Origin of the sequence: Aquicoccus porphyridii (genome assembly GCF_008369105.1) — a bacterium.
GTDB lineage: Bacteria > Pseudomonadota > Alphaproteobacteria > Rhodobacterales > Rhodobacteraceae > Aquicoccus > Aquicoccus porphyridii.
Window position 1 is genome coordinate 20,677 of the sequence record NZ_VINQ01000003.1, and the last position, 26,673, is coordinate 47,349.

Sequence of the window (26,673 nt, forward strand, 5' to 3'; positions counted from 1 at the left end):
CGTTGCACCTCCCTTTTCAGCGCCGCACCCCACGTGCCGCCAGTCAGATGTCCTTCACCAATCGCAACGCGTCGTAAACCGCCGCGTGGATGTTGCGCGCGCTGACCGCATCACCGATCCGGTAGAGGCGGAACCGCCCCTCCGGGTTGGGCTCTACCGCCTGCGCCCGCCCCGCGACCAACGCCTCGTAATCAACGGCGCCACGGTTGCGGCTCATGGGCTTCAGGTCATGGTAAAGCGCATCCATCGGCAAGGTGCCGTAATTCACCACCACCTGATCGAACAGCCGCTCCTCGGTGAAATCGCTGTAATCCGTGCCGATCCGCGCGCGCAGGCGGTTGCCGTCGCGCGTGATCCCCAAGAGCCGCTTTGCCACGGTCAGAACCGCGCCCCTGGGCTGCAGCGCCGCGAGATAGGGCGACAGGTTCATGCCCATGATCTCGGGCGCGAAGGTCCGGTCGGGCGTCATCACCTCGACCTCGGCCCCCGCCTCGGCGGCCATTTCGGCCGCCATCAGGCCCGGCGCATCACCGCTTTCATCGAACACCAGAACCTGCCCCGCCGGTTTCACATCGCCGGAAATCACGTCCCACGCGGTCACGGCCAGGCCCTGCTCCTCGCGCTGTTCCAACAGAACCGTGTTGGGCAGGCCCCCCGTGGCCACCACCACGACATCGGGGTCAAGCGCCGTCACGTCCCCGGCCTCGGCCCACGTGTTGAACCGGAACGCCACATCGCGCGCCGCACATTGCGCGATGCGCCAGTCGATGATGCCGATCATCTCGCGCCGTCGGGCGTGTCGGGCCAAGAGACGCACCTGCCCGCCCGGGTCCGGCTGGGCCTCGATGACGGTCACGTCATGGCCGCGTTCCGCCGCCACCCGCGCGGCTTCCAATCCGCCCGGCCCCGCCCCCACAACCACGACACGGCGGCGCGCCTCCGCGGGTGCGATCACCTGCGGCATCGACAATTCGCGCCCCGTCACTGCGTTGTGGATACAGAGCGCCTCACCCCCTTCATAGATCCGGTCAAGGCAATAGGTTGCGCCCACGCAGGGGCGGATGTCATCCTCGCGCCCCTCGGTAATCTTCTGCACGATCAGCGGGTCGGCCATATGCGCCCGCGTCATCCCCACCATGTCCAAAAGCCCCGCCTGCACCGCATGGCGCGCGGTGGCCACGTCGGGGATGCGCGCGGCGTGGAACGTGGGCATCCCGATCTCGGCCCGCACCCGCCCCGCGAAATCGAGATGCGGCGCGCTCTTCATGCCCTGCACCGGGATCACCTTGGTCAGTGCCGGGTCGGTATGAACCCGCCCCCGGATCACGTTGAGAAAATCGACCATCCCGCTATCGCGAAAGGCCCGCGCGATCTCCAGCCCCTCTTCCGGCGTGGTGCCCCCCGGCGCATCCTCGTCCGCCGTGTAGCGCAGCCCGATCAGGAACTCCGGCCCAACCCGCTTGCGGATCGCCTCGACCACCTCCATCGAGAACCGGATGCGGCTTTCGATACCGCCCAGCCCGTATTCCCCTTCCAGCCGGTTGGTCAGCGGCGACCAGAACTGTTCGAGCAGATGGCCATAGGCTTCAAGCTCGATCCCGTCCATGCCGCCGGCCTGCATCCGCTCGGCGGCATCGGCGAAATCGCCGATCACCCGGGCGATGTCCCACTCCTCCATCACCTTGGGAAAGGCGCGATGCGCCGGTTCCTTGTGCGGCCCCGGCGCCAGCGAGGGCAGCCAGTCCCCCTTGTTCCAGCCGGTCCTGCGACCCAGGTGCGTGAGCTGGATCATCACCGCGCAGCCGTGTTCATGCAGCGCGTCGGTCAACTCGCGCAGCCACGGCACAACCTCGTCCTTCCACGCCAGGATGTTGTTGAACGCGGGCGGGCTGTCGCGGCTCACGCTAGCCGACCCGGCCGTCATCGCAAGCGCAAGTCCCGCCTTGGCGCGCGCTTCGTGGTAGGCCCGGTACCGCGCCTTGGGCATGCCGTCCTCGGCATAGGCCGGCTCATGCGCCGTGGTCATGATCCGGTTCTTCAGCGTGAGATGGCCCAATTGATAGGGTTGCAGCAAGGGATCGTTGGACATGCGCTTCCTCCCTCATCCGATCGCGCCGCGCCTCGGGCGGGGATCAGGCCCCCTGCCCTCTTTCTTGGCACAAATACTCATGCCCGGCCTCGATCATGCATCGCGCCGGAAGGCCGGGCAAACCCGCCGGCGCACGCCCCGTTAACCTTTTTCGGCCCTCAATGACGCCCTTGCGCGCAGCATACGTATAACAGCCGGACAACAGCCGGGAATCACCCCCCGATTTTTCGCCCAATCCTCGCGTTAACCTTTCTGCCCGGACTGCACGATCTGGCACAGCAACTCGAACATGATCGACGCGCCAAGGAAGGCGGTTCCACCCGATGCATCAAAGGGTGGTGAGACCTCGACCATGTCCGCCCCCACGATGTCGAGCCCCGCAAGACCGCGCACCACCTGCAAGGCCTGGTAGGAATTCGGCCCGCCCACTTCGGGCGTCCCGGTGCCGGGCGCAAAGGTCGGATCGACAAAGTCGATATCATAGGTCACATAGGTGCGACCGCTCCCGGCAATCTCGCGCACTTCCCCCATTACATCGTTGATATCACGGGCGAAAAACTCGTCTATCGTGATGATGCGAATTCCGTTCGCGCGGGCGAAATCCATGTCCTCGCTGTCATACATCGTGCCGCGAATGCCGACCTGAACCATGCGCTTGGGGTCGAGCAACTCCTCCTCGACGGCGCGGCGGAACGGGGTGCCATGGGTATACATCGTGCCCCCGAAATACGAATGGTAAAGGTCGGTATGGCTGTCGAACTGCACCAGCCCCACCGGCCCGCTCTTGGCCACCGCGCGCAGCACCGGCAGGCTGGTCAGGTGGTCGCCCCCCGCGGTCAGCGGCACGATCCCGGCGTCAAGGATCTGGTCATAAAACGCTGTTATCCTCTCCATCGACTCGGAAATATCCGCCGGATTGGGCCCCACATCCCCCAGATCGGCACATTTGACCGCCTCGAAGGGCCGAAGACCGGACAGCGGATGCTGCGCCCGGATCATCGTCGATGCATCGCGCAACTGTCGCGGCCCGTGGCGTGGTCCGGGTCGATTCGTCGTGCCACTGTCCCACGGCACCCCGACAAGGCCGATATCGACCTCCCCGAACCGCGCATGTCCGGGCGGCACATGCGGCAGCCGCATGAAGGTCGGAATGCCCGCAAATCGCGGTAGGTCGAAACCGCTCACCGGATGAAAAAACGCATCGCTCATTCAAGAATCTCCAATCTTTTCCGCAATATAACGGACCCGTCGCCCTGTGCTTCGATGCGGGCGATCGCCTCGTGCAACCCCTCGAATGCCACCGCCATGTGAAAGACATTGGCATGCAGAAGGGTCGCCTCGTCCACCACCCAGGCGACATGCCCTTTCCAGAACAGCAGGTCATTGCGCGCCAACGCCTCGCCCGGCCCGATCGCCCGGCCCAGCGCCTCGGCCTGCATGCCACTATCCCCCGGGCAGTCGATACCACAGGCCAGACACGCCGCCTGCACCAGCCCGGAACAGTCGATCCCGAACCCCGAATTGCCGCCCCACAGATAGGGCGTTCCCAGAAACCGCGCGGCCACCGCCACCGGATCACGCTCGGGCGGATCGAGCGGCGCAGCATGCACCTTTGGCACAAACCCTTGTGGGGCCTCGAAAAAACGCCCTACCTCGCGCAGCACGGTGAAGCGGCTGCCATGGCTCAGCGCCACTGTCTCGCGCACTTTGAAGTCGGCTTCGGGATAAATATGCGTGCTGCGCGCCGTGACCCGATGCGTCACCTCCTCGGGCTCCTCGAGCATGCTGCTCCACACGTATCCGACATACCCACCCGCCAGCACCCGCACCTGGCACCAGCCGTCACCGTCCCCCAAAACCTCGACATCCTGGCCCATCACTACCTGTCGCGCGCGCTCACCCTCCGGCGCATCGAGCAAATCGGCAACCGGAACTGCAACCTGCCGCCGATCCATCACAGCCCCAACACCCCGGGCAGCGCCTCAAGCACCGCACGCGCGCCCATTCCAACCCCGCCCTTTGGTCGCCCGGGGGCTGCGGTCGGGTTCCAGCCATAGATATCGAAATGCGTGTAACGTGTTGCTTCGCCTGCAAATCTGCGCAGGAAAAGCGCCGCGGTGATCGACCCTGCGAAACCGCCTGATGGCGCATTGTCGAGGTCCGCAATCCCCGGTTCGATCATCTTTTCATATGGCGTCCAGAACGGCATGCGCCAGACCGGATCGGCCACCTTGCGCGCCGCCGCATCCAGAGCCGCGGCCATGGCATCATCATCACTGTAATATGGCGCCAAATCCGGCCCCACCGCCACCCGGGCCGCCCCGGTCAGCGTCGCCATCGACAGCATCAGGTCCGGGGTTTCTTCGCTCGCGAAAGCCAGCGCATCGGCCAAGACAAGCCGCCCCTCGGCGTCGGTATTGTTGATCTCGACCGTCAGGCCCTTGCGACTGGTCAGGATGTCGCCGGGGCGGAAACTATTGCTGCTCACCGCGTTCTCGACCGCCGGGATCAGGACGCGTAACTGCACCCGCAGGCCCAGCGCCATGATCATCTGCGCCAGCCCCATCACCGTGGCCGCCCCGCCCATGTCCTTTTTCATCAACCCCATGGACGCACCGGGTTTGAGGTTGAGGCCCCCGGTATCGAAACACACGCCCTTGCCCACGAGGGTCAGCTTTGGCCCAAGGTCGCCCCAGCGCATGTCGATCAGGCGCGGCGCTTGATCGCTGGCCCGTCCAACCGCATGAATCATCGGAAAATTCTGCTCGATGAGCGCCTCACCACGGATCACGTCGATGCTCGCGCCATGCTTGCCCGCCAGATCAACGCAGGCCGCTTCGAGCGCGACCGGCCCCATGTCGCAGGCAGGCATATTGATCAGGTCGCGGGTCAGGGCTTCTCCCTCGGCGATGGTCTCGATACGCCCGGCATCCACGCCTTCAGGCGCCACCAACCGAGCCTTGATCCCGCTGGCCTTGGCATAACGGTCAAACGCATAGGCCGCCATCAGCCACCCCAGAACCTCGGGTTCGAGCGTACCCGCGTCCAGATCGGTAACAAGCTTATACGTGCCCGCGGGCAGTTTCGCCGCAGCCCCGGCAAGGTGAAATCGTCCCCGATTTCGCGCAGACGCATCACCGTAACCGACAGCCGCGGCGGCGATACTTCCATCCTCGGCCGGAATGATCGCGGCCTGCCCCAATTCCGCTTTGAACCCCGAGGTTTGCACCCATGTCGCTACGCGCGGGAGTTGCCCCGCCAGCCAGTCTTTCAGTGCACCCGTCTCGACCACGTGCAAGGGAATGGCATCACCGCGATCGGTTGCAAAAGTCATGGGCATGAAGATACTCGTCGATTGGGGTTTTGAAGGCCAGCCTAGCCCCTTCCCGTCTGCCTGCAAGCCCTGTGCGCGTTCAGATCGAAAGATCCTGCAAATCCCAGACCTCGGTCAACGACCGCTCACCGATTCGGACCAGCCGCGACAACACCGCAGCCAGTGCCGCCTCATCCCCATGGTCAATGCAAACGGTCACATCAATCGCAACCTTGGCCAGAAGCTGCATGCCAACCTGCTCGGCGATGGCAACGATCAGCCGCGCGCTCTTGCGCATTTCCTGACGCTGGTGCCTGCGATAGAGTTTTTCGGTATGTGCAAGGCGCAGCGCAAGCTCCTCCATCGCACGACAGACCACGTCCTCTGCAGCGGCATCACCAAGCTGGCGATAAAGATCGACAAGCTTCTCGGAATCCAGCTCGATCGTCTCCCTTTGCGTCAAAACCGCAACCATTTCCAACATTTCACCCTCGTTCTTTCACGCCCCCACGGCGTTCGGGCAATATGCTGGTCTGCCGTTCCCAAAAGGTTTACCCCGTCACTCGATTTCACTCGAATTCTTGAAGAATACCGACTAATAGAACCCTGAAGAAAACCCCTGCCATCAACTCTGCATGGACGCCCCAATGCTCAATGCCAAACCTTTGCCGTCTTATCTTGCCAAGCGTTACCACGGCTGGAAAGCGACCACGTACAAGGAGAACGAGGCTTGGTATCACCGCCTGTCAGATGAAGGCCAGCACCCCCGGGCCATGATCATTTCATGTTGCGACTCGCGGGTGCATGTGACGTCGATTTTCGGTGCAGACCAGGGCGAGTTCTTCATCCATCGCAATATCGCCAACCTCGTGCCTCCCCATAAACCCGACGGGCAGCAGCATGGCACCTCGGCCGCGATCGAGTTTGCCGTAACCGCCCTCAAGGTCGCGCATGTCATCGTCATCGGCCATTCCAGCTGTGGTGGCGCAAAGGGATGCCTCGACATGTGTGCAGGCGATGCGCCGGAGCTGGAGGAAAAGACAAGCTTCCTTGGCCGGTGGCTGGACATCCTGCGCCCGGGCTATGAACGGATCAAGGATCTTCCGACACCTGAACGCGGGCGTGCCATTGAAAAGCAGGCCGTTCTGGTTTCACTGGAAAACCTGATGACCTTTCCCTTCGTGGAAAGCGAGGTCAAGTCCGGGCGTTTGTCGCTTCACGGATTGTGGCACGACATCGGCGAAGGGCTGGTCGAGAACTACTTGCCGGATGTCGGTGAATTCAGGGCTGTTTGAGCCCAGCCATCCCTAGCATTTCTGCCGGGTCCGTTACGTTTGGGACCCGGCATTGTCGTTCTGATTCACCGCAAATCCGGCAACTCATAGTCGTCCAGGTTCTTGCGCAGTGTCAATTTCGACACCTTGCCGGTCGCGGTCAGCGGCAACTCGTCAACCCAGATCACATCATCAGGCAATTGCCACTTGGCGAAATGCTCTGACATGTGGATATGTAGCTCTTCGAGCCCCGGTTTGTCCTCACCCGCAGCCACAGCCACGAGAACCGGGCGCTCGTCCCATTTCGGGTGCGGCACGGCAATCACGGCCGCATTGGCAATACCGGGATGCGACATGGCCGCATTTTCCAGGTCGATCGAGGAAATCCACTCGCCGCCGGATTTCACCAGATCCTTGGCGCGGTCCTGAATGCACAGGAATCCGTCCGGTGTGATCGTGGCAATGTCCCCGGTTCCGAACCAGCCGTCGGCGTCAATGGCACCCTTGGTGGCGTCCTCATTCTTGAAATAGCCCGATATGATGGCGTTGCCGCGCACATAAAGCTCACCAGCGGATGTGCCATCGTTCGGCAGGCGATTGCCGTCCTCGTCCACGATCTTGAGTTCGACACCGAACACACGGCGGCCCTGCAACGCCTTCTTGTCGATCATCTTGTCAAACGGAAGATCATTCACCCATTTCGGCATGGTGCCATGGGTTCCGATGGGCGACATCTCGGTCATGCCCCAGGCGTGAATCACCGAAACGTCCATCTTCTCGAAGTTCTCGATCATCGAGCGCGGTGCCGCCGAACCGCCGACAACCACGTGACCAAAGCCCTCGGGCTTGCGACCCTGGTTCTTGATCTCACCCATCAGGCCCATCCAGACGGTCGGAACACCCCAGGCCGAATCGACCCGTTCGCTGTCCATCAACTTGAACAATGATGGCCCGTCGAGCGCCCCGCCAGGCATCACCAGCGAATGCCCCATTAATGGCGCGAAATAGGGCAGTCCCCACGCATTGACGTGGAATAGTGGAACCACCGGCAGGATTCTGGCCTCTTGCGGAAGACAGACACCCAAGGCCATCGCGACGTAAAGCGCATGAAGCACGGTCGAACGGTTGGAATAAAGCGCGCCCTTGGGATTGCCAGTCGTCCCGGAGGTATAGCACAGCCCCGCCGCAGTGTTCTCGTCAAGTTCAGGCCATTCAATGGTATCCGGCTGCTCGGCCAGAATCTCCTCGTAACACAGCGCATTCAGGCTGTTCTCGGGCATATGCTCCCTATCGGTCATGATGACATAGGTCATGTCCGCAGGCAGATGCGCTTTCACCGCTTCGAGGATCGGAACGAAGGTCGTGTCGACGAACAACATCCTGTCTTCGGCATGATTCACGATATAGATCAGTTGTTCCGCCGATAGGCGCGGGTTGATCGTGTGACAGATCGCGCCCATTCCTGAAATGGCGTAGTAAAGCTCGAAATGGCGATAACCGTTCCAGGCAAGCGTCGCCACGCGATCGCCGATCTCTATGCCCCGCGCACCCAGCGCATTGGCCAGTTGCGCCACGCGGCCTGCCGTTTCGGCATAGGTCTGGCGGTGGATATCGCCCTCGGTTCGGGCGGAAACGATCTCGCCATTGGGGTGCATTTCGGCGGCGTAGGTCAGTATGTCACTGATCAGCAGCGGACGCTGCATCATCATGCCAAGCATGGGGTTCTCTCTCCCTGTTTACGTGTTTTCAAGAAACTAGGGCCAACAAGGCGGATTCGAAAGCAAATTCAGGGCACCCTCAGAAATTGCGGAAAATGACGTTCCGGCATTTGAAGGACGCAGGGCTTGTCGCATGGACCCAAGGCTGCCTAGGCTCTGGGCAGGCGAAGCAGGGCGCAGCACGCGCAACAGGGGAGGCAGGCCATATGAAGGCGATCATCTGCAAGGCATTCGGACCGTTGGACGACCTCGAATACGGCGATCTGCCCGAACCAGAACCGGGCAAGGGCCAGATCCTGATCGCGGTCGAGGCCGCGGGGGTCAATTACCCCGATGGCCTTCTGGTGCAGGGGCTCTACCAGATGAAACCCGAAACCCCGTTCACGCCGGGGATGGAAGTGGCCGGAACGGTCGAAGCCGTGGGCGAAGGCGTGACCGGGTTCAAGATCGGTGATCGCGTGGCAGGCAAGGGCGGGCTGGGATGCTACGCCGAGAAGGTGGCGATGCCGGCGAGCCAGTGTTTCGTGATGCCAGACGGCATGGATAGCGCCGATGCCTGCGCCCTCATGGTGGCCTATGGCACCTCGCATCACGCCCTCAAGCAACGCGCAAATTTGCAGCAAAATGAAACACTTGTGGTCTTTGGCGCATCCGGCGCGACCGGCATCGCGGCGGTCCAGATCGGCAAGGTCGTGGGGGCGCGGGTGATTGGGGTGGCGTCGAGCGAGGAAAAGCGCAGGCTGGCGAAGGAGGCGGGCGCGGACGAGGTCATCGGGTATGACAATCTCAAGGACGATGTTAAGCAATTGACCGGCGGCAAGGGCGCGGACGTCTGCTATGACGTGGTCGGCGGAGATGCCTTTCACGCGGCCAGCCGGTTCATGGGCCGCAACGGCCGTCTGCTGGTGATCGGCTTTGCCGGCGGCGAGATTCCGAAGCTGCCTGTCAATCTCACTTTGGTCAAGGAATACAGCGTTGTAGGCGTCTTCTGGGGCAACTTCACCATGCATGAGCCCGAGGTCTATGCCGACAATATGAAAGAGCTGTTCGGCTGGTATGCCGAGGGCAAGGTGAAGCCCCTGATCGAAGGGCGTTACCCGCTTTCCGATGCCGCCAAGGTGCTTGAACGGGTGCTCGGGCGCGGCGCCACGGGTAAGATTGTTCTGGTGCCGTAAACCAGATCGAAACCAAGATTAACGCCCGCAAATGCCCGAAAACAGGGGGGTGATTCCCGGCTGTTGCCCGGCTGTTATGCGTATGACATGCGAAAGGGTCAGGTTGGACGCCCGAAAAGGTTAACGCGGCGTTCGCCACCGCCGTTTCCGGGCAGAGCAGCGCAACGGAACGTGCCCTTCCGATCGCCGATATGGATGAGCACGGAGCCGAGCATCGACAACAGGTCGGGATCGCCCGGTATTTCGCGACCACGTCACGCGCGCGGTTGGTTTAGCACGCGCGGTTTTGTTCAAACCAGTAATTTTCCTTGTTCCGGTGTTCATATTATTGAGTTCCATAAAAGCGCCCTTTCTGAAATACCGACCGCGTGTAACCCGGAAAGCAGGCGACGGAGGAAAAGATGGCAGAGGCTGCGGAGATCATTTCATCGGATCGGATTCCGGCCGGGCTTTTGCCGGTTGTCTCGGCGCTGTGCGCGGTGTCGCGCGATGTTGCCCGCATCATCGCCAAGGGTCCGCTGGCCGGTGCGTTGGGTGCGGGGGTTGGCGAGAACACGGATGGCGACCAGCAAAAGGCGCTCGACGTCATGGCCGACGAGATGTTCATGGCCTCCCTCGGTGCAACCGATATCCGCTTCTATGCCAGCGAAGAACAGGAGCATGTCGAGGAACTGAACCCGGCGGGGCGTTACGCGCTGGCCATCGATCCGCTGGACGGGTCATCCAATATCGACGTCAATGTCTCGGTCGGCACGATCTTCTCGATCTTCGAGGCGGTGGATGACGCGGAGGCCAGTTTCCTGCGCAAGGCACGCGAACAGATCGCCGGTGGCTATGTGATCTATGGTCCCGCCACCGCGCTTGTGGTGACGTTCGGTGACGGCACGATGATGTTCACGCTCGACCCCGAAAGCGGGCGATTCATCCTGACCGAAGACAGGATGCGTGTTCGGGACACGACGAATGAATTCGCGATCAACGCCTCGAACTATCGCCATTGGTCCAAGCCGGTGCGCGCCTATATCGACGATTGCCTGGCCGGGGTGACCGGCCCCCGCGACAGGAATTACAACATGCGCTGGGTTGCCAGTCTCGTGGCCGAGGCCCACCGCATCCTGAGCCGGGGCGGCGTGTTCCTTTATCCCGGCGATGCACGCCCGGGATACGAGAACGGGCGGCTGCGCATGGTCTATGAATGCGCGCCGATCGCCTTTCTGATCGAACAGGCGGGGGGCAAGGCCACGGATGGCCACGATCCGATTCTCGACCAAGGCGCCGGGGCGCTGCACGCGCGCACGCCTTTTGTCTTTGGACCGTCGGAAATGGTTGACCGGGTGGCCACCTACCACGACCTGCCGGAGCAGTAGGTTCCGGCCCCGGCAGGCACGACCGCCACGCAGCGCCCCCCTGCCGACGGATTCGGCAATAATTGGAGTGCCGCGTCGGTTGCCGGTGGCGAAACCCGCGCATCGGCGTTAATTCATACGGGTGTGAAGGATGGCTTCATCCATGTATCCTCGGCCCGGGGCGCGTGTTCGAAAGGGCCGCCTGAAATTGCTGCATGACGACAGGGACAGACAATGGCACTTATTACGCTCAGACAACTTCTCGATCACGCCGCCGAGCATGGCTATGGCGTGCCTGCATTCAACATCAACAACATGGAACAGGGCCTTGCCATCATGCGCGCGGCCGACAAGACGAACGCGCCGGTGATCATGCAGGCCAGCCGCGGCGCGCGCGCCTATGCCGGTGACATCATGCTCAAGCACATGATCCAGGCCTTGTCCGAGATGTATCCGCATATCCCGCTTTGCATGCATCAGGACCACGGCAACAACGAGGCGACCTGCCTTTCGGCGATCAGGCACGGGTTCACCAGCGTGATGATGGACGGATCGCTTGAGGCCGACATGAAGACGCCGGCCAATTGGGATTATAACGTCGACATCACCGCGCGCGTGGCGCGCATGGCGCATTGGGTCGGCGCCAGCGTCGAGGGCGAGTTGGGCGTTCTGGGCTCGCTGGAGACGGGCGAGGCCGCTGAAGAGGATGGCTCGGGCGCCGTTGGCAAGCTGAGCCACGATCAGCTTCTGACCGACCCGGACGAGGCGGTGGAGTTTGTGAAGCTGACCAACGTGGACGCTCTCGCCATTGCCTGTGGCACGTCGCACGGGGCCTATAAGTTCAGCCAGAAGCCCACCGGCGAGACGCTGGCGATCAAGCGGATCGAGGAGATTCACGCGAAGATCCCGAACGTGCACCTTGTCATGCATGGCTCGTCCTCGGTGCCGCAATATCTTCAGGACCTGATCAACGCATATGGCGGCGAGATGCCTCAGACCTATGGCGTGCCCATCGAGGAGATCGAGCGCGGTATCAAGTCGGGCGTGCGCAAGGTCAATATCGACACCGACAACCGGATGGCGATCACCGGCAGCTTCCGCAAGGTGGCGCAGGAAAAGCCCAAGGAATTCGATCCGCGCAAGTTCATGATCCCGGCGATGGACGAGATGGAAAAGCTTTGTGCCGACCGGTTCGAGCGGTTCGGAACGGCGGGCAACGCCAGCAAGATCAAGGTGATCGACATGGACGAGATGGCGCGGCGCTATGAGAGCGGGTCGCTTGATCCGTGAGCCATGGCGGGCGGATTGCCCGCCCCGCAGAACAGGAGGTTCGAACCATGAGTTTTGATCGTTCCATCAAGATCGCGCCCTCGATCCTGAGCGCCGATTTCGCCGATTTCGGGCGCGAGATCCGCGCGATCGAGGCGCAGGGCGCCGATTGGGTGCATGTCGACGTGATGGACGGGCATTTCGTGCCGAACCTCACCTTCGGGCCGCCCGCGGTCAAGGCGTTCCGCCCGCATGTGAAGACCTTCATGGACGTGCACCTGATGATCGCGCCGGTCGATCCCTATATCGACGCCTATGCCGAAGCGGGCGCCGACATGATCACCGCGCATGTCGAGGCTGGGCCGCATATCCACCGCACGTTGCAGGCGATCAAGGCCACGGGCAAGATGGCGGGCGTGAGCCTCAACCCCGGCACCCCGGCCGAGGCGATTGCCGATGTGCTCGATCTTTGCGACATGGTGCTGGTGATGACGGTGAACCCCGGCTTCGGCGGGCAGAAATTCATCCATTCCGGCGTGGAAAAGACCCGCAAGATCCGGCAGATGATCGGTGATCGCCCGATCCATATCCAGATCGACGGCGGGGTGACGCCGGAAACCGCGCCCTTGGTGGCGGCAGCGGGGGCCGATGTTCTGGTCGCCGGATCGGCGGTGTTCAAGGGCGGCTCTGTCGGGAACCCCGACGTTTATGGTAAGAACATGCGCGCGATCCGCGCAGCAGCGGAGGGCGCACGGAAAGACGCGGCATAAGGAGAGAGACCATGGCAGCCATTCCCCCGGTTTGCGATTTCGGATGGAAAGCCCCGGATTTCACCCTTCCGGGCGTCGATGGAAAGACATGGACCCTGGCCGATGTGGCCGGGCCCAAGGGCACGTTGATCATGTTCATCTGCAATCACTGCCCCTATGTGAAGGCGGTCAAGGACAGGATCATCCGCGATGCGCGCGACCTTGCGACACTGGGCATCGGGGTGGCGGCGATTTCGTCGAACGATGCCGAAGCCTATCCTGCCGACAGTTTCGAGAAGATGAAGGGAGAAGGCTATCCCTTCCCCTATCTCCATGACGAATCACAGGACGTGGCGCGCGCCTATGATGCCGCCTGCACGCCCGATTTCTTCGGCTTCAACGCGGCAGGCGAATTGCAATATCGCGGGCGGCTCGATGCCAGCCGCAGCGAGACCGGCCCCGCCGATCTCAGGCGCGATCTCTACGAGGCGATGAAGCTTGTCGCCGAAACGGGCCACGGGCCGGAAGATCAGATCCCTTCGATGGGCTGTTCGATCAAGTGGAAAGCGGACGCTTGAAATCCATCGTCTTCGACCTTGACGGCACGCTGGTCGACAGCGCGCCGGACATCCAGGCGGCGGCGAACCGGATGCTTGCCGCGCAGGGGCTGGACCCGCTCGACCTGCCTACGATCATTTCCTTTGTCGGCAACGGGTTGCCCAAGCTGGTCGAGCGGGTGATGCGGGTGCGTGGGCTTGCCCCGGAACGGCACGGGGAATTGACGCAGGTGACGCTCGATTTCTATAGCCGGGCCAGTGCCGACCTGACCCGGCCCTATCCCAACGTGATCAAGGCGCTTGAGACCCTGTCGGGGGCTGGTTTTGCGCTGGGCGTCTGCACCAACAAGCCCGAGGCCCCGGCGCGCGACATCCTGTGCGCACTCGACATCGAGCGGTTCTTCGGCGTGGTGGTGGGGGGCGACAGCCTGGCCGTGAAGAAACCCGATCCGGCGCCGCTGCATCGCGCGTTCGAGGCGCTGGGCCACGACGCGCGACTTTACGTGGGTGACAGCGAGATCGATGCCGAGACGGCGGAGCGCGCGGGCGTCGATTTTGCTTTATTCACCGAAGGTTATCGAAAACGCCCGATGGAGGCGCTGACCCATGCCTTCCGGTTTGACGATTTCGCCGCGCTGCCGGGTTTCGCGATGCAATGCGCCTGAGCCGACCTTGATGTCGTGCCCATATCAGGCCCATGGTACGACCGCTGGCTTCGCCCGGGCGCAACAGCCGCTATGCGTTTCGTTTCATCCACTTCAGCTTATCCCGCTGAACTTTCTCGACGGGCAGGATTTCTTCGGACTTGAACGCCAGTGCCTTGTCCACATTGGCGACGTCGCGGCACAACCGGCGTAGCCCGTCGGGTTCGAGGCTCGCGGCGTGGTCGGTGCCTTTCCAAGTCCGGTCGAGGGTGAAGTGCCGCTCGATATGCGAAAAGCGTCCCTTGCCCTCGGCCTCCATCATCCGCCCCACGGCGAGGGCGGCAATATCCGCCGCAATGCCGAGGTGATGACCGGAGAACCCGATGCCTTTAACCCGATCCCCGAACCGCTCCATCAGCGACTTGATCTCGAACAGGCAGATATCCTCGAAGGCCACCGGATAACCCGAGGTGCAACTGTAAACCACGAGATCCTTGGCCCGGCCCCGCTCTTCGTAGAACGCCACCAGCCTCGCAATCTCGTCAGCGGTCGACATGCCGGTCGAGACGTGGATTTCGCCCTCGAAATGTTCGCAAAGATAGCCCTGCAATTCGAAATGCTGGTTGGTCGCCGAGGGGATCTTGAGCATCGGAGGATCGAGCGCGGTCATGTCCCGGGCCGAAGTCAGATCCCAGACCGAGCTGGAATAGGCGATGCCGTTCGCCTTGCATTCCGCAACAAGTTCCCGGTGCTGATCGAGATCGAGTTCCAGGAACTCGCGATGCGCGCCATAGGTCGGGCCATAGGCATTCTCGGGCACCGGGTGCGGGCGCTCATATTCCTCGGGGGTCAAAAGCTCGCGGTTGTGACGCTTCTGGAACTTGGCGACATCGGCCTTGCAGACATTCGCGGCGACCCGGATCAGTTCCTTGGCGATCTCCAGATCACCCTTGTGATTACAGCCGATTTCCGCGATCACTTGAACCGGCCGGGAGGTTGGGGTCATGTTTTCAGCACCTGAAACAAAGGAAGAGGATCTTGCAGCGGGACGATCGAAAGCACGGTTATCCCGTCCCCCCAGGAGTGTCAAACGCTCCGGGAACGGATGCCGAGCCGTTGCGACGCGGGGGGCGTGACAGCCCGGAAAGCCCGCCGTCGATTTCGATTGTCATGCCCGCCCGCAATGCCGCCGCACACCTGCTGCGCGCAGTGTCATCGGTGCAGGCCCAGACCCGGGAAGACTGGGAATTGATCATCGCCGACGACGGCTCGACCGACGGCACGCTGGACCTGGCACGGGACCTGGCCGCGCACGATCCGCGTATCCGCCCGCTGGCGCCCCCCGATAGCGGCCAGCGCGGTGCGGCAAAGGCCCGCAACCGGGCCATTGCGGCAGCACGCGGCCGTTATCTGGGCTTTCTCGACGCCGATGACGAATGGCTGCCGGAAAAACTCGCCCGGCAACTCGGCTGGATGGAAAAGCAGGGGCTGGCGATAACCTTCACCGGGTTCTGGCGGCAGCGCGCGGAACAGCGCCACGAGGTAAAGGTGCCCGCCCGGGTGACCCGTCGGCAATTGCTGCGCGGCAATGTCATCGGCGGGCTGACCGTGATCTGTGACCGTGAGAAACTGGCTCCTGTCGAGGTTCCGGCCTTGCGGCTGCGGCAGGATTACGCGCTCTGGCTCGACCTTCTTAGCCGCACCGAGGCTGCCCATGGGTTACAGGAGCCACTGGCGATCTATCATGTGACCCCGGGCTCGCTCTCGTCGAACCGCTGGCGCGCGACGCAAGCCACGTGGCGGATGTATCGGGATCATGCCGGACTCGGCCGAGTGGCCGCAACATGGTGCCTCGCCAGCCACGTGATCAGGCGATTGCTCAGGGGATAAGCCTGAACCAAAGCGGTTTGACGTGTTCCCCGGGGGCGGGGTTCGCTGGAGGGAGCGCACAATGATCGGGCGGTGCGCGTGCGTCGAGAAAAACACTATCGTTGGGTGCATCGGCCCGGGGCCGTCCGAAAAGGCACGGTCATTTCTTGGGCTTGTCGTCATATTGATCCGACAGAATGCGCCGCGCATCGCCCTCGGGGTCGTCATACTGATTACTGCGCACGGTGAAGACGAAGAACAGCAGACCGAGGCCGCCAAGGATCAGGGAAATCGGGATAAGGATCGTCAGGATATTCATGGCTCACCTCAGTCGCAGGGCGTTGAGCGAGACTGTAATGGAAGAGGCCGACATCGCCAAGGCGGCAATCAGTGGCGTGGCGAACCCCGCCACCGCCAAGGGCACCGCGATCACGTTGTAAAGCGTGGCGATCCGGAAATTCTCGCGAATCCGGCGGATGGCCGATCCGGCGGTCTGAACCGCGTCGGCAATCGGGCTCAGATCGCCGCCCAGAAGCACGATGTCGCTCGCCACCCGCGCCGCATCGAGCGCGCTGGCCGGTGAAATCGAGACATGCGCGGCGGCAAGTGCCGCCGTGTCGTTGAGACCGTCACCCACCATAAGCACATGCCGCCCCTCGTCGGTCATGGCCTGCACCCGCGCCGCCTTGTCGGCGGGCAGCGCCTCGGCCAGCCAGTGCGGAATGCCCAGTCGGCGGGCCATCTCCTCGACCGCCGGTGTGGTGTCACCGGACATGAGGTAGACATCCTTGCCCGCGTCCTTGAGCGCCGCGATCGCCGCCTCGGCACCGTCGCGCAGCCGGTCGGTGAACTCGAACGCCTGCAGGGTCTCGTCTCCGACCCTGAGCCACGCCGCCGTGCGCGCAAGCCGGGGCGCTTCGACCCAGGCCGCCCGGCCAAGACGCACCTCGCGCCCCTGCCAGCGTCCGCGCGTGCCATAGCCCGGCACTTCGGTGATATCCTCGACCTCGGCCGGCTCGAACCCCGCCGCGCGGGCCGCCGCGGTGAGCGAGACCGACAGCGGATGCGACGAGCCTTGCGCCAGCGCCAGTGCAATTCCGATATCGCGGCTCGTGACCTGATCGAGGTTCATCACCTCGGGCGTGCCGGCGGTGAGCGTTCCGGTCTTGTCGAACACCACCGTATCGACCTGCGCCAGCCGTTCGAGCGCGGTGGAATGCTTGATCAACATACCGCGCCGAAAGAGCCGCCCCGAGGCGGCGGTGGTCACGGCAGGCACGGCAAGGCCCAGCGCGCAGGGGCAGGTGATGATCAGCACCGCCGCCGCGATATTGAGCGCGGTGCGCATGTCGAACGTGTAGAGATACCAGCCAACAAAGGCCAAGGCCGAGAGGATATGCACCCCCGGCGCATAGAGTTTCGCGGCACTGTCGGCCAGCGAGGTATAGCGCGAGCGCCCCGATTCCGCGATGGCGACCAGGTCGGCCATGCGGTGCAGCGACGTGTCCTCGCCGACCGCCGTGGCACGAATGGTCAGCGGCCCGGTCAGGTTGACCTCGCCCGCCGACACCGCCTGCCCCGGCCCGCCATAGACCGGGATCGTCTCGCCCGTCAGCAGGCTGCGGTCGATCTCGGAGCGGCCCTCGACGATCTCGCCATCGACCGGCATCCGCCCGCCGGGTCGCACCAGGATCATGTCACCCACGGCAAGCTCGGACACCGCCACCTGCCGCTCCTCGCCCGCCTCGACGCGGATCGCGCGGGGCACTTCGAGCGCGGCCAGTTCCTCGGCCGCGGATCGCGCGATGGCGCGGGTGCGGTGATCGAGATAGCGCCCGGCCAACAGGAAGAAGGTCAGCGCAAGCGCCGCGTCGAAATAGGCATGTTTACCGGAAAGCGAGGTTTCCCAAAGTGATGTCGCCAGAGCCAGCACGATGGCCAGCGTGATCGGCACATCCATGTTGAGCCGCCCGTGTTTCAGCGCGGCCCAGGCATTGCGAAAGAACGGCTGGCCGGAAAAGGCGATGGTCGGAAGGGCGATCGCGGCGCTGATCCAGTGAAACATGTCGCGGGTGGCATCCGCTGCCCCCGACCAGACCGACACCGACAACAGCATCACGTTCATCGAGGCGAAACCCGCCACCGCCAGCCGCATCAGCAATTCGCGCCCGGCCTTGTCGGTCTCGGTCGCGGAAAGGGTGCCGGCATCCAGTTCATGCGCCTCGTATCCGATGCGTTCGAGAACGCCGACCAGATCCTCGGGCGTGACATCCGGGACGGCCTCGACCGTGGCGCGCTTGAGGGTCAGGTTGACCCGGGCGCTCTCGACCCCGGGATGGGCGGCCAGCGCCTCTTCAATGGCGTTGATACAGGCCGCGCAATGCACCCCCGGCACCGACAGGGCGATGCGCGCATCCTTTTGCGCCGCCTGTTCGGCCAGCGCCTCGGCGGCGGGGGCGGCGCTACAGGCCGGGCAGGCCGAGATATTGGGGCGCATCGTGGCGGTCATCGGACCAATCCTTACCTGATCACCCGGACCTTGAGACGCTGGCGATACTCGGTGCCGTCCTCGGCGGTGGCGATCATGCGCAGATCCCAGTTGCCATCGTCGAGGTCCATGGGCGCGACATAGGCGGTTCCGTCAAAAACGAAGGCGGGTTCGCTGTCCTCCTTGACATGAGTCGGGCGGCCAAGAAGGGCGTTCAGTTCCTGTACCTCGACCGGCATGCCCGCCGCGTCGGTGATCGACAAGGTCAGCATGCCATCAACCTGCTGCGCCGAAACCGTCCAGCCCAGCCCCTCTTGCGCGCTGCGCCGCTCGTCGAATTTCTGGCTGGCCACATAGGAATTCTTGACCTCAAGCCCCGGGAAGGTGCGGACCGCGTTATAGGCCAGTAACAGGTTGACGGTGATGATCACACCGAATGCACCGACGAAGATCATCAGCACGTGCCTGCCGGTGAGTTTACGCTCCTGGGTCATCAATTCCCCTTTCCGTTAAAGACAGTGTCCTTGAAGGCGCGTTCGCCACTGGTAGCATCTTCGACCCAGAATCGGAACTCGACCCGGTCGCTTTCCGCCGGAACCGACCCGCTCGGCGCCACCACATATGTCCGCACCGGAAGCGCGGTATCGGCTGGCACCACCACGGTTTGCGTGTCGGCCCCCTCGATCTCGACGCGCAGAGCCGGATCACCCGTGAGCGACAAAACAAACGGCCGCTCCTCGCCATGCATGTTGCGCAGCTTGATCTCGTAGGTGTTGCGGATCGACCCGTCGGACATGGTCACGTAGGTCGGGTTGCGCACCGGCGCGACGGTCATGTCGATATCGGTGCGGATGAACAGCGCCACCAGGAGACCAACCCCCACCAGCGACCACAACCCGGTATAGAGGACCGTGCGGGGCCGGAAGACATGCTTCCAGATCGGCTTGGGCGGCTTGCCGGCGCGTTCGCCTTCCTCGTCGGTAAAGGCCATGTAGTCGATCAACCCGCGCGGCTTGCCGATCTTCTCCATCACCTCGTCGCAAGCGTCGATGCACAGCGCGCAGGTGATGCATTCCATCTGCTGGCCGTTGCGGATGTCGATCCCCATCGGGCAGACATTGACGCAAGCCATGCAGTCGATGCAATCGCCCTGCTCGGGATCGAGCTTGCCCTTGCGCAACTTGCCGCGCGGCTCGCCCCGCCATTCGCGATAACCCACCGTCAGCGTGTCCTCGTCCATCATCGCGGCCTGAATCCGCGGCCATGGGCAGGCATAGATGCAGATCTGTTCGCGCGCGAAGCCACCGAAAAGGAAGGTGGTGCCGGTCAGAATGGCGATCGTGGTATAGGCGATCGGATGCGCGTTGAGCGTGAAGAGATCGACCAACAGCGTCGGCGCGTCGGCAAAATAGAACACCCATGCCCCGCCGGTCGCCATCGCGATCAAAAGCCATGTCACCCATTTGGTCAGGCGCAGCCGGGCCTTGCGAAAATCCCATTTCTTTTGCCGGTGCAGGCGCAACCGCGCGTTGCGGTCGCCCTCGATCCAGCGTTCGACAAGGATGAAGAGATCGGTCCAGACCGTCTGTGGGCAGGTATAGCCGCACCAGACCCGGCCCAGCGCCGAGGTGAACAGGAAAAGCCCCAGCCCCGCCATCACCAGAAGCCCGGCGATGAAATAGAACTCGTGCGGCCAGATCTCGATCCAGAAGAAATAGAACCGCCGGTTCGCCATATCGAGCAGCACCGCCTGATCCGGCAGGCTCGGACCCCGGTCCCACCTGATCCACGGCGTGACGTAGTAGATCCCCAGCGTGACGATCATGATGACCCATTTCAGGTTGCGGAAGTTTCCATAAACCTTCTTGGGAAAGATCGGTTCGCGCGCGGCATAAAGCTGTTCTGGTTCGGCTTGGGACAACGGGTTCACTCCGGGCTTCTGGACCTGTTCTGCTGCTCCTTTTCACAGGAGCAGCCAAAGGTGACCTTGACCTGCATCAAATTCTGCATCTAATATTTATCTATTAGCAAGGAACGCACCCGCGACCTTTTGCCCGGCATGAAATCCCTCTCGGTCTTTCAAGGGCTTTCGGTCAATGTGCCGTGCCAGAGGCCTTGTGTTGAACAGGGTGGCACCGGCCTTCCAGGAAACGCGCGAACAGGACGGAAGGGCCGGTGCCGTATCCCGGGGGCCGAGGCCCCCGGAATTCTTTGTTCATTCGCCGCCGCCCAACTGGTGGACATAGGTGGCAACGGCGCGCATCTGCGCCTCGGTCAGTCGGTCCTGCCATTGCGGCATCACGCCATTGCGCGAATTCCAGACGGTTTCGCGGATCGAAGCGTAATCCCCGCCATAGAGCCAGATTGCATCGGCAAGGTTGGGCGCGCCCTGAAAGGTGTCGCCCTGGCCATCGTCGCCGTGGCAGGCCGCGCAATTGTCGAGATAGACCTCTTGTCCTGCCTCGACCAACGATGCATCCTTCGGCTCGCCCGACATCGACATCACGTAATTGACGACCTGTTCGACCTGCTCTTCCTCAAGCAGTTCATCGGCGCCGAAGGCGGGCATTTCGGAGACACGCAGGTAATCCTCGTCGGTGTCGGGGTTGCGCACACCGACCCGGATCGTGGTGTGGATATCCTCGATCGTGCCCCCCCAGAGCCAGTCGTCGTCCTGAAGGTTGGGATAGCCGACCCCGCCAGCCGCGCCCGAGCCATGGCACTGGGCGCACCATGTCTGGTAGACCGCCGCACCGGATGACCGGGCATAGGCATAAAGCTCGGTATCGGTTTCCTCCACGAAGGAGGCCAGTTCGACTTCCTCCAACGCGGTGTTCTTGGGCGCGTTGCGTTCGGCGAAGGTCTCGATTTCCTCGGCCACGTTGGCGCGGGTCGACCAGTTCAACAGCCCCGACGTCGCCTGGTTGATCCCCGGCCATGCGGGATAGGCGATGGTATAGCCGATCCCCCAGATGATGGTCGCATAGAAGACCCAGACCCACCACTTGGGCAGCGGGTTGTTGTACTCCTCGATCCCGTCCCAGCTATGACCGGTGGTTTCGACGTCGTCTTTTTTCTTTTCAGGTTGCTTGGCCATGTCTTACGACTCCTCGGGCTGCCGCTCGGGGGCGGGCTTGTCTTCATGCCGGAACGGGATGTTGGCCACGTCTTGATAGGTCTTGGTGCTTCCCGGCCGGAACAGCACCCAAAGGACCATCACGACGAAGAACGTGAACAGCAAAAGCAACATCCAGCTATCGGCGAACTGTCGCAAAAGGGAATAGGTTTCCATCTTGGCCCCCCTTACCGTGTGCCGCTGTGCTCGAAGGTCGAGAAATCGACCAGCGTGCCCAGCATCTGCATATAAGAGATCAGCGCATCCATCTCGGAAATGCCTGGCTGACCATCGAAATTGCGCACATTGACGTTGTCGCCATAGCGGTCCAGCAGCCCGTCGAAATCGCTGTCGGGATCGGCCTGCGCGGCGAAATCGACCTGTGCATTCTCGATCATTTCGTCGGTATAGGGCACCCCGACAAAGCGATGCGCCTTCAGGTTGTCGGCGACGTATTTGCCGTCGATCACCTGACGCTCGAGGAAGCTGTATTTCGGCATCACCGACTCCGGAACCACCGATTGCGGGTTGCGGAAGTGATCCACATGCCAGTCATCCGAATAGCGGCCACCAACGCGGGCAAGGTCGGGCCCCGTCCGCTTGGACCCCCACTGGAACGGGTGGTCGTATTTCGACTCCGCAGCCAGCGAGTAGTGACCATAGCGTTCGACCTCGTCACGCATCGGGCGGATCATCTGGCTGTGGCAGACATAGCACCCTTCGCGGACATAGATGTCGCGCCCGGCCAGTTCGAGCGGGGTGTAGGGGCGCATGCCGTCCACATCCTCGATCGTGTTTTCCAGCCAGAACAGAGGTGCAATCTGCACGATGCCGCCGATGGTCACCACCAGGAAGGCAAAGATGGCCAACAGCGTGACGTTCTTTTCGAGAACCCTGTGTTTATCGAGAATTGCCATTTGTCCGGCCCTCCTTATTCAGCCGGAACGACATGGTTCGCGGCTTGGACAGCCGGCGAACGCTTTACAGTCATCCAGAGGTTATAACACATGATGATACCGCCCAGCAGGTAGAGCACCCCGCCCAGACCACGCACCACATACATCGGGAGCTTGGCAGCCACGGTATCGGCGAACGAGTTCACGAGGAAACCGTTGGCATCCACTTCGCGCCACATCAGCCCTTCCATGATCCCCGTCACCCACATCGAGGCGGCGTAGAGGATGATCCCGATCGTGGCGAGCCAGAAGTGCCAGCTCACGAGCCGCAGGCTATAGAGGCTCTCGCGGTTCCACAGTTTCGGCACCAGGAAATAGAGTGCGCCGAACGTGATCATGCCGTTCCAGCCCAGCGCGCCGGAATGCACGTGGCCAATGGTCCAGTCGGTGTAGTGCGACAGCGAGTTCACCGCGCGGATCGACATCATCGGCCCTTCGAAGGTCGACATGCCGTAGAACCCGATCGAGATCACCATCATACGGATGATGGGGTCGGTTCGCAGCTTGTCCCAAGCCCCCGAAAGCGTCATCAGACCGTTGATCATGCCACCCCATGAGGGCATCCACAGCACGATCGAGAACACCATGCCCAGCGTCGAGGCCCAGTCAGGCAGCGCGGTATAGTGCAGGTGGTGCGGACCGGCCCAGATATAAAGGAAGATGAGCGCCCAGAAGTGGATGATGCTGAGCTTGTAGCTGAACACCGGGCGTTCGGCCTGTTTCGGGACAAAGTAATACATCATGCCCAGGAAACCCGCGGTCAGGAAGAAGCCCACCGCGTTATGGCCATACCACCACTGCACCATCGCATCCTGCACGCCACTGAACACCTGCACCGATTTCGACCCGAAGACCGAGACCGGGATCGACAGGTTGTTGACGATATGCAGCATCGCAATGGTGAGGATGAACGACAGATAGAACCAGTTGGCCACATAGATATGCGGCTCTTTCCGCTTCATGAGCGTGCCGACAAAGACAAGGAGATAGGCCACCCAGACGATGGTCAGCCACCAGTCGACATACCATTCCGGTTCGGCATATTCCTTCGACTGGGTCGCCCCCAAGAGGTAACCGGTCGCGGCCAGAACGATGACGAGCTGATACCCCCAGAACACGAACCACGCGAGGTTGCCGCCCCAGAGCCGCGCCGCGCTGGTGCGCTGCACGACATAGAAAGAGGTGGTGATCAGCGCGGTGCCGCCAAAGGCGAAGATCACGGCGCTCGTGTGCAGCGGTCGCAGGCGCCCGAAGTTCAGGTAAGGCTGCGCCCATTCGAAATTGAGCACCGGAAAGGCCAGTTGAAAGGCGATTGTGACGCCGACCAGAAAGCCCACGACCCCCCAGAATGCGGTCAGGATCACGCCCGCGCGCACCGGTCCGTCCATGTATTCGCCCGAAAGATCAACCGCGGCGACCGGCTCGCCCGTGCGGCGCAATATCCACAAGAACAGCCCCGCAGAGACCAGCGCCACCGTAAGCGCATTGACCAGATAGGCCACATCACGTGCGTAGTTGGCTGCGATCAGGGCCAGCACCGTGATCACACCAAGCACGATCAGCTTGATATAGTTACCCATTTTTCGTCCCTTTGTCTTGCCCGGCACGATTCAACCCGCCGCACCGGTGATGTGACTGTCAGCTTAATGGGACGCATTGAGTGTCGAAACCTTGATCTGCATCAAAATTTCCGGTCGAAATCCCTGATACGCATCAAAGGAACAGCGACCTTCTGTCGCTATTCTTGTTAAAGTTCTCATTCTCAGGAGACGACGATGGCCTATAAATCCCTGTTTTCGGTTCTCACCGACCCTAAACTGATCGAAAATACCCTGGCCCATGCGATCGCGATGGCCGATTCGGTCGATGCGCATCTCGACGTGCTTTGCCTTGGCGTCGACCGCAGCCAGACCGGCTATTACTATGCGGGTGCCAACGCGATGGTGCTTCAGGAAACCATCGACCGCGCACAGGAAGACGCCAAGTCGATCGAGGAGCAGGCCCGCGACATCCTCGGACGGTCCAGCATCCGCTGGGGCAGCGATACCGGTGTGGCGCAACTGGCCGATATCGGGCGCCATGTCGCCGCCCATGCCCGGTTCTCCGACCTGGTCATCCAGCCCCTGCCCTATGGCGAGGATCGCGGTGCCGAGCTTGAGCCGGTGGTCGAATCGGCGATGTTCGAGGGCCAGACCCCGGTTCTTGTCGTGCCAGACGAGGGCGAGCCGAAACCCGCCCCCAAGACCGTGATGATCGGCTGGAACGAAAGCGCCGAGGCGCTCAATGCCGTGCGCGCCGCGCTCCCCGTGCTCGAGGCGGCCGAAGCCGTACACGTGGTGGTGATCGACCCGCCGACCCACGGGCCCAACCGTTCCGACCCCGGCGGGCTCCTGTCGCAATATCTCTCGCGCCACGGGGTCCGCGCCGAGGTCGACGTGCTGTCGAAAACCCTGCCGCGTGTCTCAGACGTGCTGATGCGCCACGCCACCGACATTGACGCCGACATGATCGTGATGGGCGCCTATGGCCATTCGCGCTTCCGCGAGGCGATCCTTGGCGGCGCCACGCGCTACATGCTCGAACAGGCCAAGCTGCCGGTGTTCATGGCGCATTGACCGGGCGGACCCGGGCAGGTTGAAACCGCGCCGGCATGCCAATATTGCCAGCGCGGACAGCCGTGATCACGGGCATTGGCAGTCGCTTGGTGGAATTCAGCCGAGAACCATCCGTTCGAATCTCTGTACCGTGGGATCAATCATGTCCCACGCACGTCCGCGGATGCTGTATGTGAGCGCTTGCGGATTGAATTGACCGGGGTCGTCAAGGCTGGTCGCGTGGATCGTTATCAAATCCGGCATCGCTGTAAATGTCAGATAGACCGGTGTTCCGCATGTCGGGCAGAAGGCATGAACCTTGTCATTCCCGCTATCCGCACCCACGCTCCATTGTGACGCCTTGCCGGTAATCTTCATGTCGGCGCGCTGCGGGAAGGTCAGGTAGGACCCGTGCCCGGTTCCGCTTCGCTTCTGACAATCGGTGCATTGGCAGTGGTTCTCGAAGATGGGCTCGCTCGTCGTTTCATAGCGGATGGCGCCGCAGGCGCAGCCGCCCTCATAGGTCTTCGTGCTCATTGAGGTATTCCTTGTTTCCTGATGTGCCGGTGTGCGGTCAGAGATCGAAACCCTGACCCGTTTCGAGGAAGGACTTCATGCTTGAGAGCACCTGCGGCCAACCCTTGCTGATGCCGTTCAGCATGCCGCTGCCGGGCTGCAACTCGTCATGCGCGACGGTCAACTTGACCAGGTCTCCTTGTGGTTCGATGTCGAAAGTGACACGGCTGTACTGGTCGGGATCGTCCTTCTGGCTTTCGTTCGCCCAGCTGATGACGAGCCGCTTTGGCGGGTCGCTTTCGATGACTTCGCCCACGAGATCGACGGTACGCGCCTCATCGGTGCGAACATGCTGCCAACTGGAGCCGGGCTGCCAATCCTCCGAGACATTCTCGTGGCCCCAGTAGCGGCGGGCGATTTCCGGCTTTGTGATCGCTTCGAACACCTTTTCAGGTGTCGTGCGGATAAAGGTGACATAGACGAAACTGGCGGATTTATCGGTCATTTCTTGTTCCTTTCAAGTTGCTGCTTGAGGTCATGGAGAAGGCTCAGGCGGCCTTCCTCGAACTTGCGAATCCAGCGCTCATAGACCTCGTAGAGCGGGACCGGATTGATGAAATGCAGTTTCTCGCGCCCACGGCGCACCGTGCTGATGAGATTGGCCTGTTCCAAACGACCAAGATGTTGGGTCACGGACTGGCGTTTCATGTCCATGGACTCGCAAAGCTGTCCAAGCGTCTGGCCGTTTTTCTCGCAAAGACGGTCGAGGAGCATCCTGCGGCTCGGATCTGCCAGGGCCTTGAACACGTCGTCGTCATCCATCGGTGCCTCCATGTGCGACGAGACCATATATGCAGGTATTTAACTGCATGTCAATATAAGCAGGCAAATACCTGCATATATGATCTTGCCAAGCCTACGTGAAAGCAACATCGACGACGCTCGGCCCGCTTCTGCCGATCTGCGCCGCAGCGTTGTATAGCGGCCTCGGGGTCGCCGCG

At 62.2% G+C, this 26,673-nt stretch carries 27 protein-coding genes; 9 read left to right on the top strand and 18 right to left on the bottom strand.

Annotated features, from left to right (window positions below):
* Window positions 1-43: 43 nt before the first annotated feature.
* From FLO80_RS05325 to FLO80_RS05345, 5 genes are all read right to left on the bottom strand, one after another.
* Entirely contained in the window at window positions 44-2,089 is a 2,046-nt protein-coding gene (locus tag FLO80_RS05325; protein ID WP_111362553.1) for an NADH:flavin oxidoreductase, read from the bottom strand.
* Window positions 2,090-2,332: 243 nt separating this feature from the next.
* Window positions 2,333-3,298 (bottom strand): agmatinase, encoded by a 966-nt coding sequence (gene speB, locus FLO80_RS05330; protein ID WP_111362554.1) that lies wholly within the window; start codon window positions 3,296-3,298, stop codon window positions 2,333-2,335.
* Window positions 3,295-4,044 carry a C40 family peptidase gene (locus FLO80_RS05335; protein WP_111362555.1) on the bottom strand — a complete coding sequence of 250 codons (750 nt, stop codon included), beginning with the start codon at window positions 4,042-4,044 and terminating at the stop codon, window positions 3,295-3,297. Before FLO80_RS05335 ends, speB begins: the two co-directional genes overlap by 4 nt.
* Window positions 4,044-5,429, bottom strand: a complete 1,386-nt coding sequence (locus FLO80_RS05340; protein WP_111362556.1) for a leucyl aminopeptidase family protein — start codon at window positions 5,427-5,429, stop codon at window positions 4,044-4,046. The genes FLO80_RS05335 and FLO80_RS05340 overlap by 1 nt, the downstream gene beginning before the upstream one ends.
* 73 nt (window positions 5,430-5,502) lie before the next feature.
* Window positions 5,503-5,886: a hypothetical protein gene (locus FLO80_RS05345; RefSeq protein WP_111362557.1), complete on the bottom strand. Its 384-nt coding sequence runs from the start codon at window positions 5,884-5,886 to the stop codon at window positions 5,503-5,505.
* A gap of 163 nt (window positions 5,887-6,049) precedes the next feature.
* Between FLO80_RS05345 and FLO80_RS05350 the strand changes: the two genes are divergently transcribed.
* Window positions 6,050-6,697 (top strand): carbonic anhydrase, encoded by a 648-nt coding sequence (locus tag FLO80_RS05350; RefSeq protein ID WP_111362558.1) that lies wholly within the window; start codon window positions 6,050-6,052, stop codon window positions 6,695-6,697.
* A gap of 65 nt (window positions 6,698-6,762) precedes the next feature.
* Here the strand turns inward: FLO80_RS05350 and FLO80_RS05355 are convergent, their stop codons facing one another.
* Window positions 6,763-8,394 (bottom strand): long-chain-fatty-acid--CoA ligase, encoded by a 1,632-nt coding sequence (locus FLO80_RS05355; RefSeq protein WP_111362559.1) that lies wholly within the window; start codon window positions 8,392-8,394, stop codon window positions 6,763-6,765.
* Window positions 8,395-8,600: 206 nt separating this feature from the next.
* On the opposite strand from FLO80_RS05355, the gene FLO80_RS05360 reads away from it, so the two are divergent.
* The 6 genes from FLO80_RS05360 (at window position 8,601) to gph (ending at window position 14,155) form a co-directional block, all read left to right on the top strand.
* Entirely contained in the window at window positions 8,601-9,569 is a 969-nt protein-coding gene (locus tag FLO80_RS05360; RefSeq protein ID WP_111362560.1) for an NADPH:quinone oxidoreductase family protein, read from the top strand.
* Window positions 9,570-9,970: 401 nt separating this feature from the next.
* Window positions 9,971-10,936, top strand: coding sequence for a class 1 fructose-bisphosphatase (locus tag FLO80_RS05365; RefSeq protein ID WP_111362561.1), 966 nt, complete (start codon window positions 9,971-9,973; stop codon window positions 10,934-10,936).
* A gap of 213 nt (window positions 10,937-11,149) precedes the next feature.
* A complete protein-coding gene (gene fba, locus FLO80_RS05370) occupies window positions 11,150-12,205 on the top strand; it encodes a class II fructose-bisphosphate aldolase (protein ID WP_111362562.1) in 1,056 nt (351 codons plus the stop codon).
* A 47-nt stretch (window positions 12,206-12,252) separates the two neighbouring features.
* Window positions 12,253-12,954, top strand: coding sequence for a ribulose-phosphate 3-epimerase (gene rpe, locus FLO80_RS05375; protein ID WP_111363161.1), 702 nt, complete (start codon window positions 12,253-12,255; stop codon window positions 12,952-12,954).
* A gap of 11 nt (window positions 12,955-12,965) precedes the next feature.
* A complete protein-coding gene (locus FLO80_RS05380) occupies window positions 12,966-13,511 on the top strand; it encodes a thioredoxin family protein (RefSeq protein ID WP_111362563.1) in 546 nt (181 codons plus the stop codon).
* Window positions 13,508-14,155, top strand: a complete 648-nt coding sequence (gene gph, locus FLO80_RS05385; protein WP_111362564.1) for a phosphoglycolate phosphatase — start codon at window positions 13,508-13,510, stop codon at window positions 14,153-14,155. Before FLO80_RS05380 ends, gph begins: the two co-directional genes overlap by 4 nt.
* Before the next feature lie 70 nt (window positions 14,156-14,225).
* Here gph and FLO80_RS05390 read toward each other — a convergent pair whose 3' ends face one another.
* Window positions 14,226-15,140, bottom strand: coding sequence for an N-acetylneuraminate synthase family protein (locus FLO80_RS05390; RefSeq protein WP_111362565.1), 915 nt, complete (start codon window positions 15,138-15,140; stop codon window positions 14,226-14,228).
* 77 nt (window positions 15,141-15,217) lie between these two features.
* Between FLO80_RS05390 and FLO80_RS05395 the strand changes: the two genes are divergently transcribed.
* On the top strand, window positions 15,218-16,024 hold the full coding sequence (locus tag FLO80_RS05395; protein WP_246156579.1) for a glycosyltransferase family 2 protein: 807 nt from the start codon (window positions 15,218-15,220) through the stop codon (window positions 16,022-16,024).
* A gap of 139 nt (window positions 16,025-16,163) precedes the next feature.
* Here the strand turns inward: FLO80_RS05395 and ccoS are convergent, their stop codons facing one another.
* The 8 genes from ccoS to ccoN all read right to left on the bottom strand — a co-directional run bounded on the left by ccoS (window position 16,164) and on the right by ccoN (window position 24,142).
* Complete coding sequence (ccoS, locus tag FLO80_RS05400) at window positions 16,164-16,322, bottom strand: cbb3-type cytochrome oxidase assembly protein CcoS (protein ID WP_111362567.1); 159 nt, start codon at window positions 16,320-16,322, stop codon at window positions 16,164-16,166.
* A gap of 3 nt (window positions 16,323-16,325) precedes the next feature.
* On the bottom strand, window positions 16,326-18,512 hold the full coding sequence (locus FLO80_RS05405; RefSeq protein ID WP_111362568.1) for a heavy metal translocating P-type ATPase: 2,187 nt from the start codon (window positions 18,510-18,512) through the stop codon (window positions 16,326-16,328).
* Window positions 18,513-18,523: 11 nt separating this feature from the next.
* The gene (locus tag FLO80_RS05410; protein WP_111362569.1) at window positions 18,524-18,985 is read right to left on the bottom strand and encodes a FixH family protein; all 462 of its coding nucleotides are present in this window, start codon (window positions 18,983-18,985) and stop codon (window positions 18,524-18,526) included.
* Window positions 18,985-20,412, bottom strand: a complete 1,428-nt coding sequence (gene ccoG / locus FLO80_RS05415; RefSeq protein ID WP_111363163.1) for a cytochrome c oxidase accessory protein CcoG — start codon at window positions 20,410-20,412, stop codon at window positions 18,985-18,987. The genes FLO80_RS05410 and ccoG overlap by 1 nt, the downstream gene beginning before the upstream one ends.
* Before the next feature lie 294 nt (window positions 20,413-20,706).
* Entirely contained in the window at window positions 20,707-21,588 is an 882-nt protein-coding gene (gene ccoP, locus FLO80_RS05420) for a cytochrome-c oxidase, cbb3-type subunit III (protein ID WP_111362570.1), read from the bottom strand.
* Window positions 21,589-21,591: 3 nt separating this feature from the next.
* On the bottom strand, window positions 21,592-21,783 hold the full coding sequence (locus FLO80_RS05425; protein ID WP_111362571.1) for a cbb3-type cytochrome c oxidase subunit 3: 192 nt from the start codon (window positions 21,781-21,783) through the stop codon (window positions 21,592-21,594).
* Between the two features lie 11 nt (window positions 21,784-21,794).
* Entirely contained in the window at window positions 21,795-22,523 is a 729-nt protein-coding gene (gene ccoO, locus FLO80_RS05430; RefSeq protein ID WP_111362572.1) for a cytochrome-c oxidase, cbb3-type subunit II, read from the bottom strand.
* A gap of 14 nt (window positions 22,524-22,537) precedes the next feature.
* Window positions 22,538-24,142, bottom strand: a complete 1,605-nt coding sequence (gene ccoN, locus FLO80_RS05435; RefSeq protein WP_111362573.1) for a cytochrome-c oxidase, cbb3-type subunit I — start codon at window positions 24,140-24,142, stop codon at window positions 22,538-22,540.
* 195 nt (window positions 24,143-24,337) lie between these two features.
* Here ccoN and FLO80_RS05440 point away from each other — a divergent pair, with 195 nt between their 5' ends.
* Complete coding sequence (locus tag FLO80_RS05440; RefSeq protein ID WP_111362574.1) at window positions 24,338-25,177, top strand: universal stress protein; 840 nt, start codon at window positions 24,338-24,340, stop codon at window positions 25,175-25,177.
* 96 nt (window positions 25,178-25,273) lie between these two features.
* Here the strand turns inward: FLO80_RS05440 and FLO80_RS05445 are convergent, their stop codons facing one another.
* From FLO80_RS05445 to FLO80_RS05455, 3 genes are read right to left on the bottom strand one after another with little or no spacing between them, the layout of a single operon-like run.
* The gene (locus tag FLO80_RS05445; protein ID WP_111362575.1) at window positions 25,274-25,693 is read right to left on the bottom strand and encodes a GFA family protein; all 420 of its coding nucleotides are present in this window, start codon (window positions 25,691-25,693) and stop codon (window positions 25,274-25,276) included.
* Between the two features lie 37 nt (window positions 25,694-25,730).
* Window positions 25,731-26,177 (bottom strand): SRPBCC family protein, encoded by a 447-nt coding sequence (locus FLO80_RS05450; RefSeq protein ID WP_111362576.1) that lies wholly within the window; start codon window positions 26,175-26,177, stop codon window positions 25,731-25,733.
* Window positions 26,174-26,494 carry an ArsR/SmtB family transcription factor gene (locus FLO80_RS05455; protein ID WP_111363166.1) on the bottom strand — a complete coding sequence of 107 codons (321 nt, stop codon included), beginning with the start codon at window positions 26,492-26,494 and terminating at the stop codon, window positions 26,174-26,176. The genes FLO80_RS05450 and FLO80_RS05455 overlap by 4 nt, the downstream gene beginning before the upstream one ends.
* Window positions 26,495-26,673: the final 179 nt, after the last annotated feature.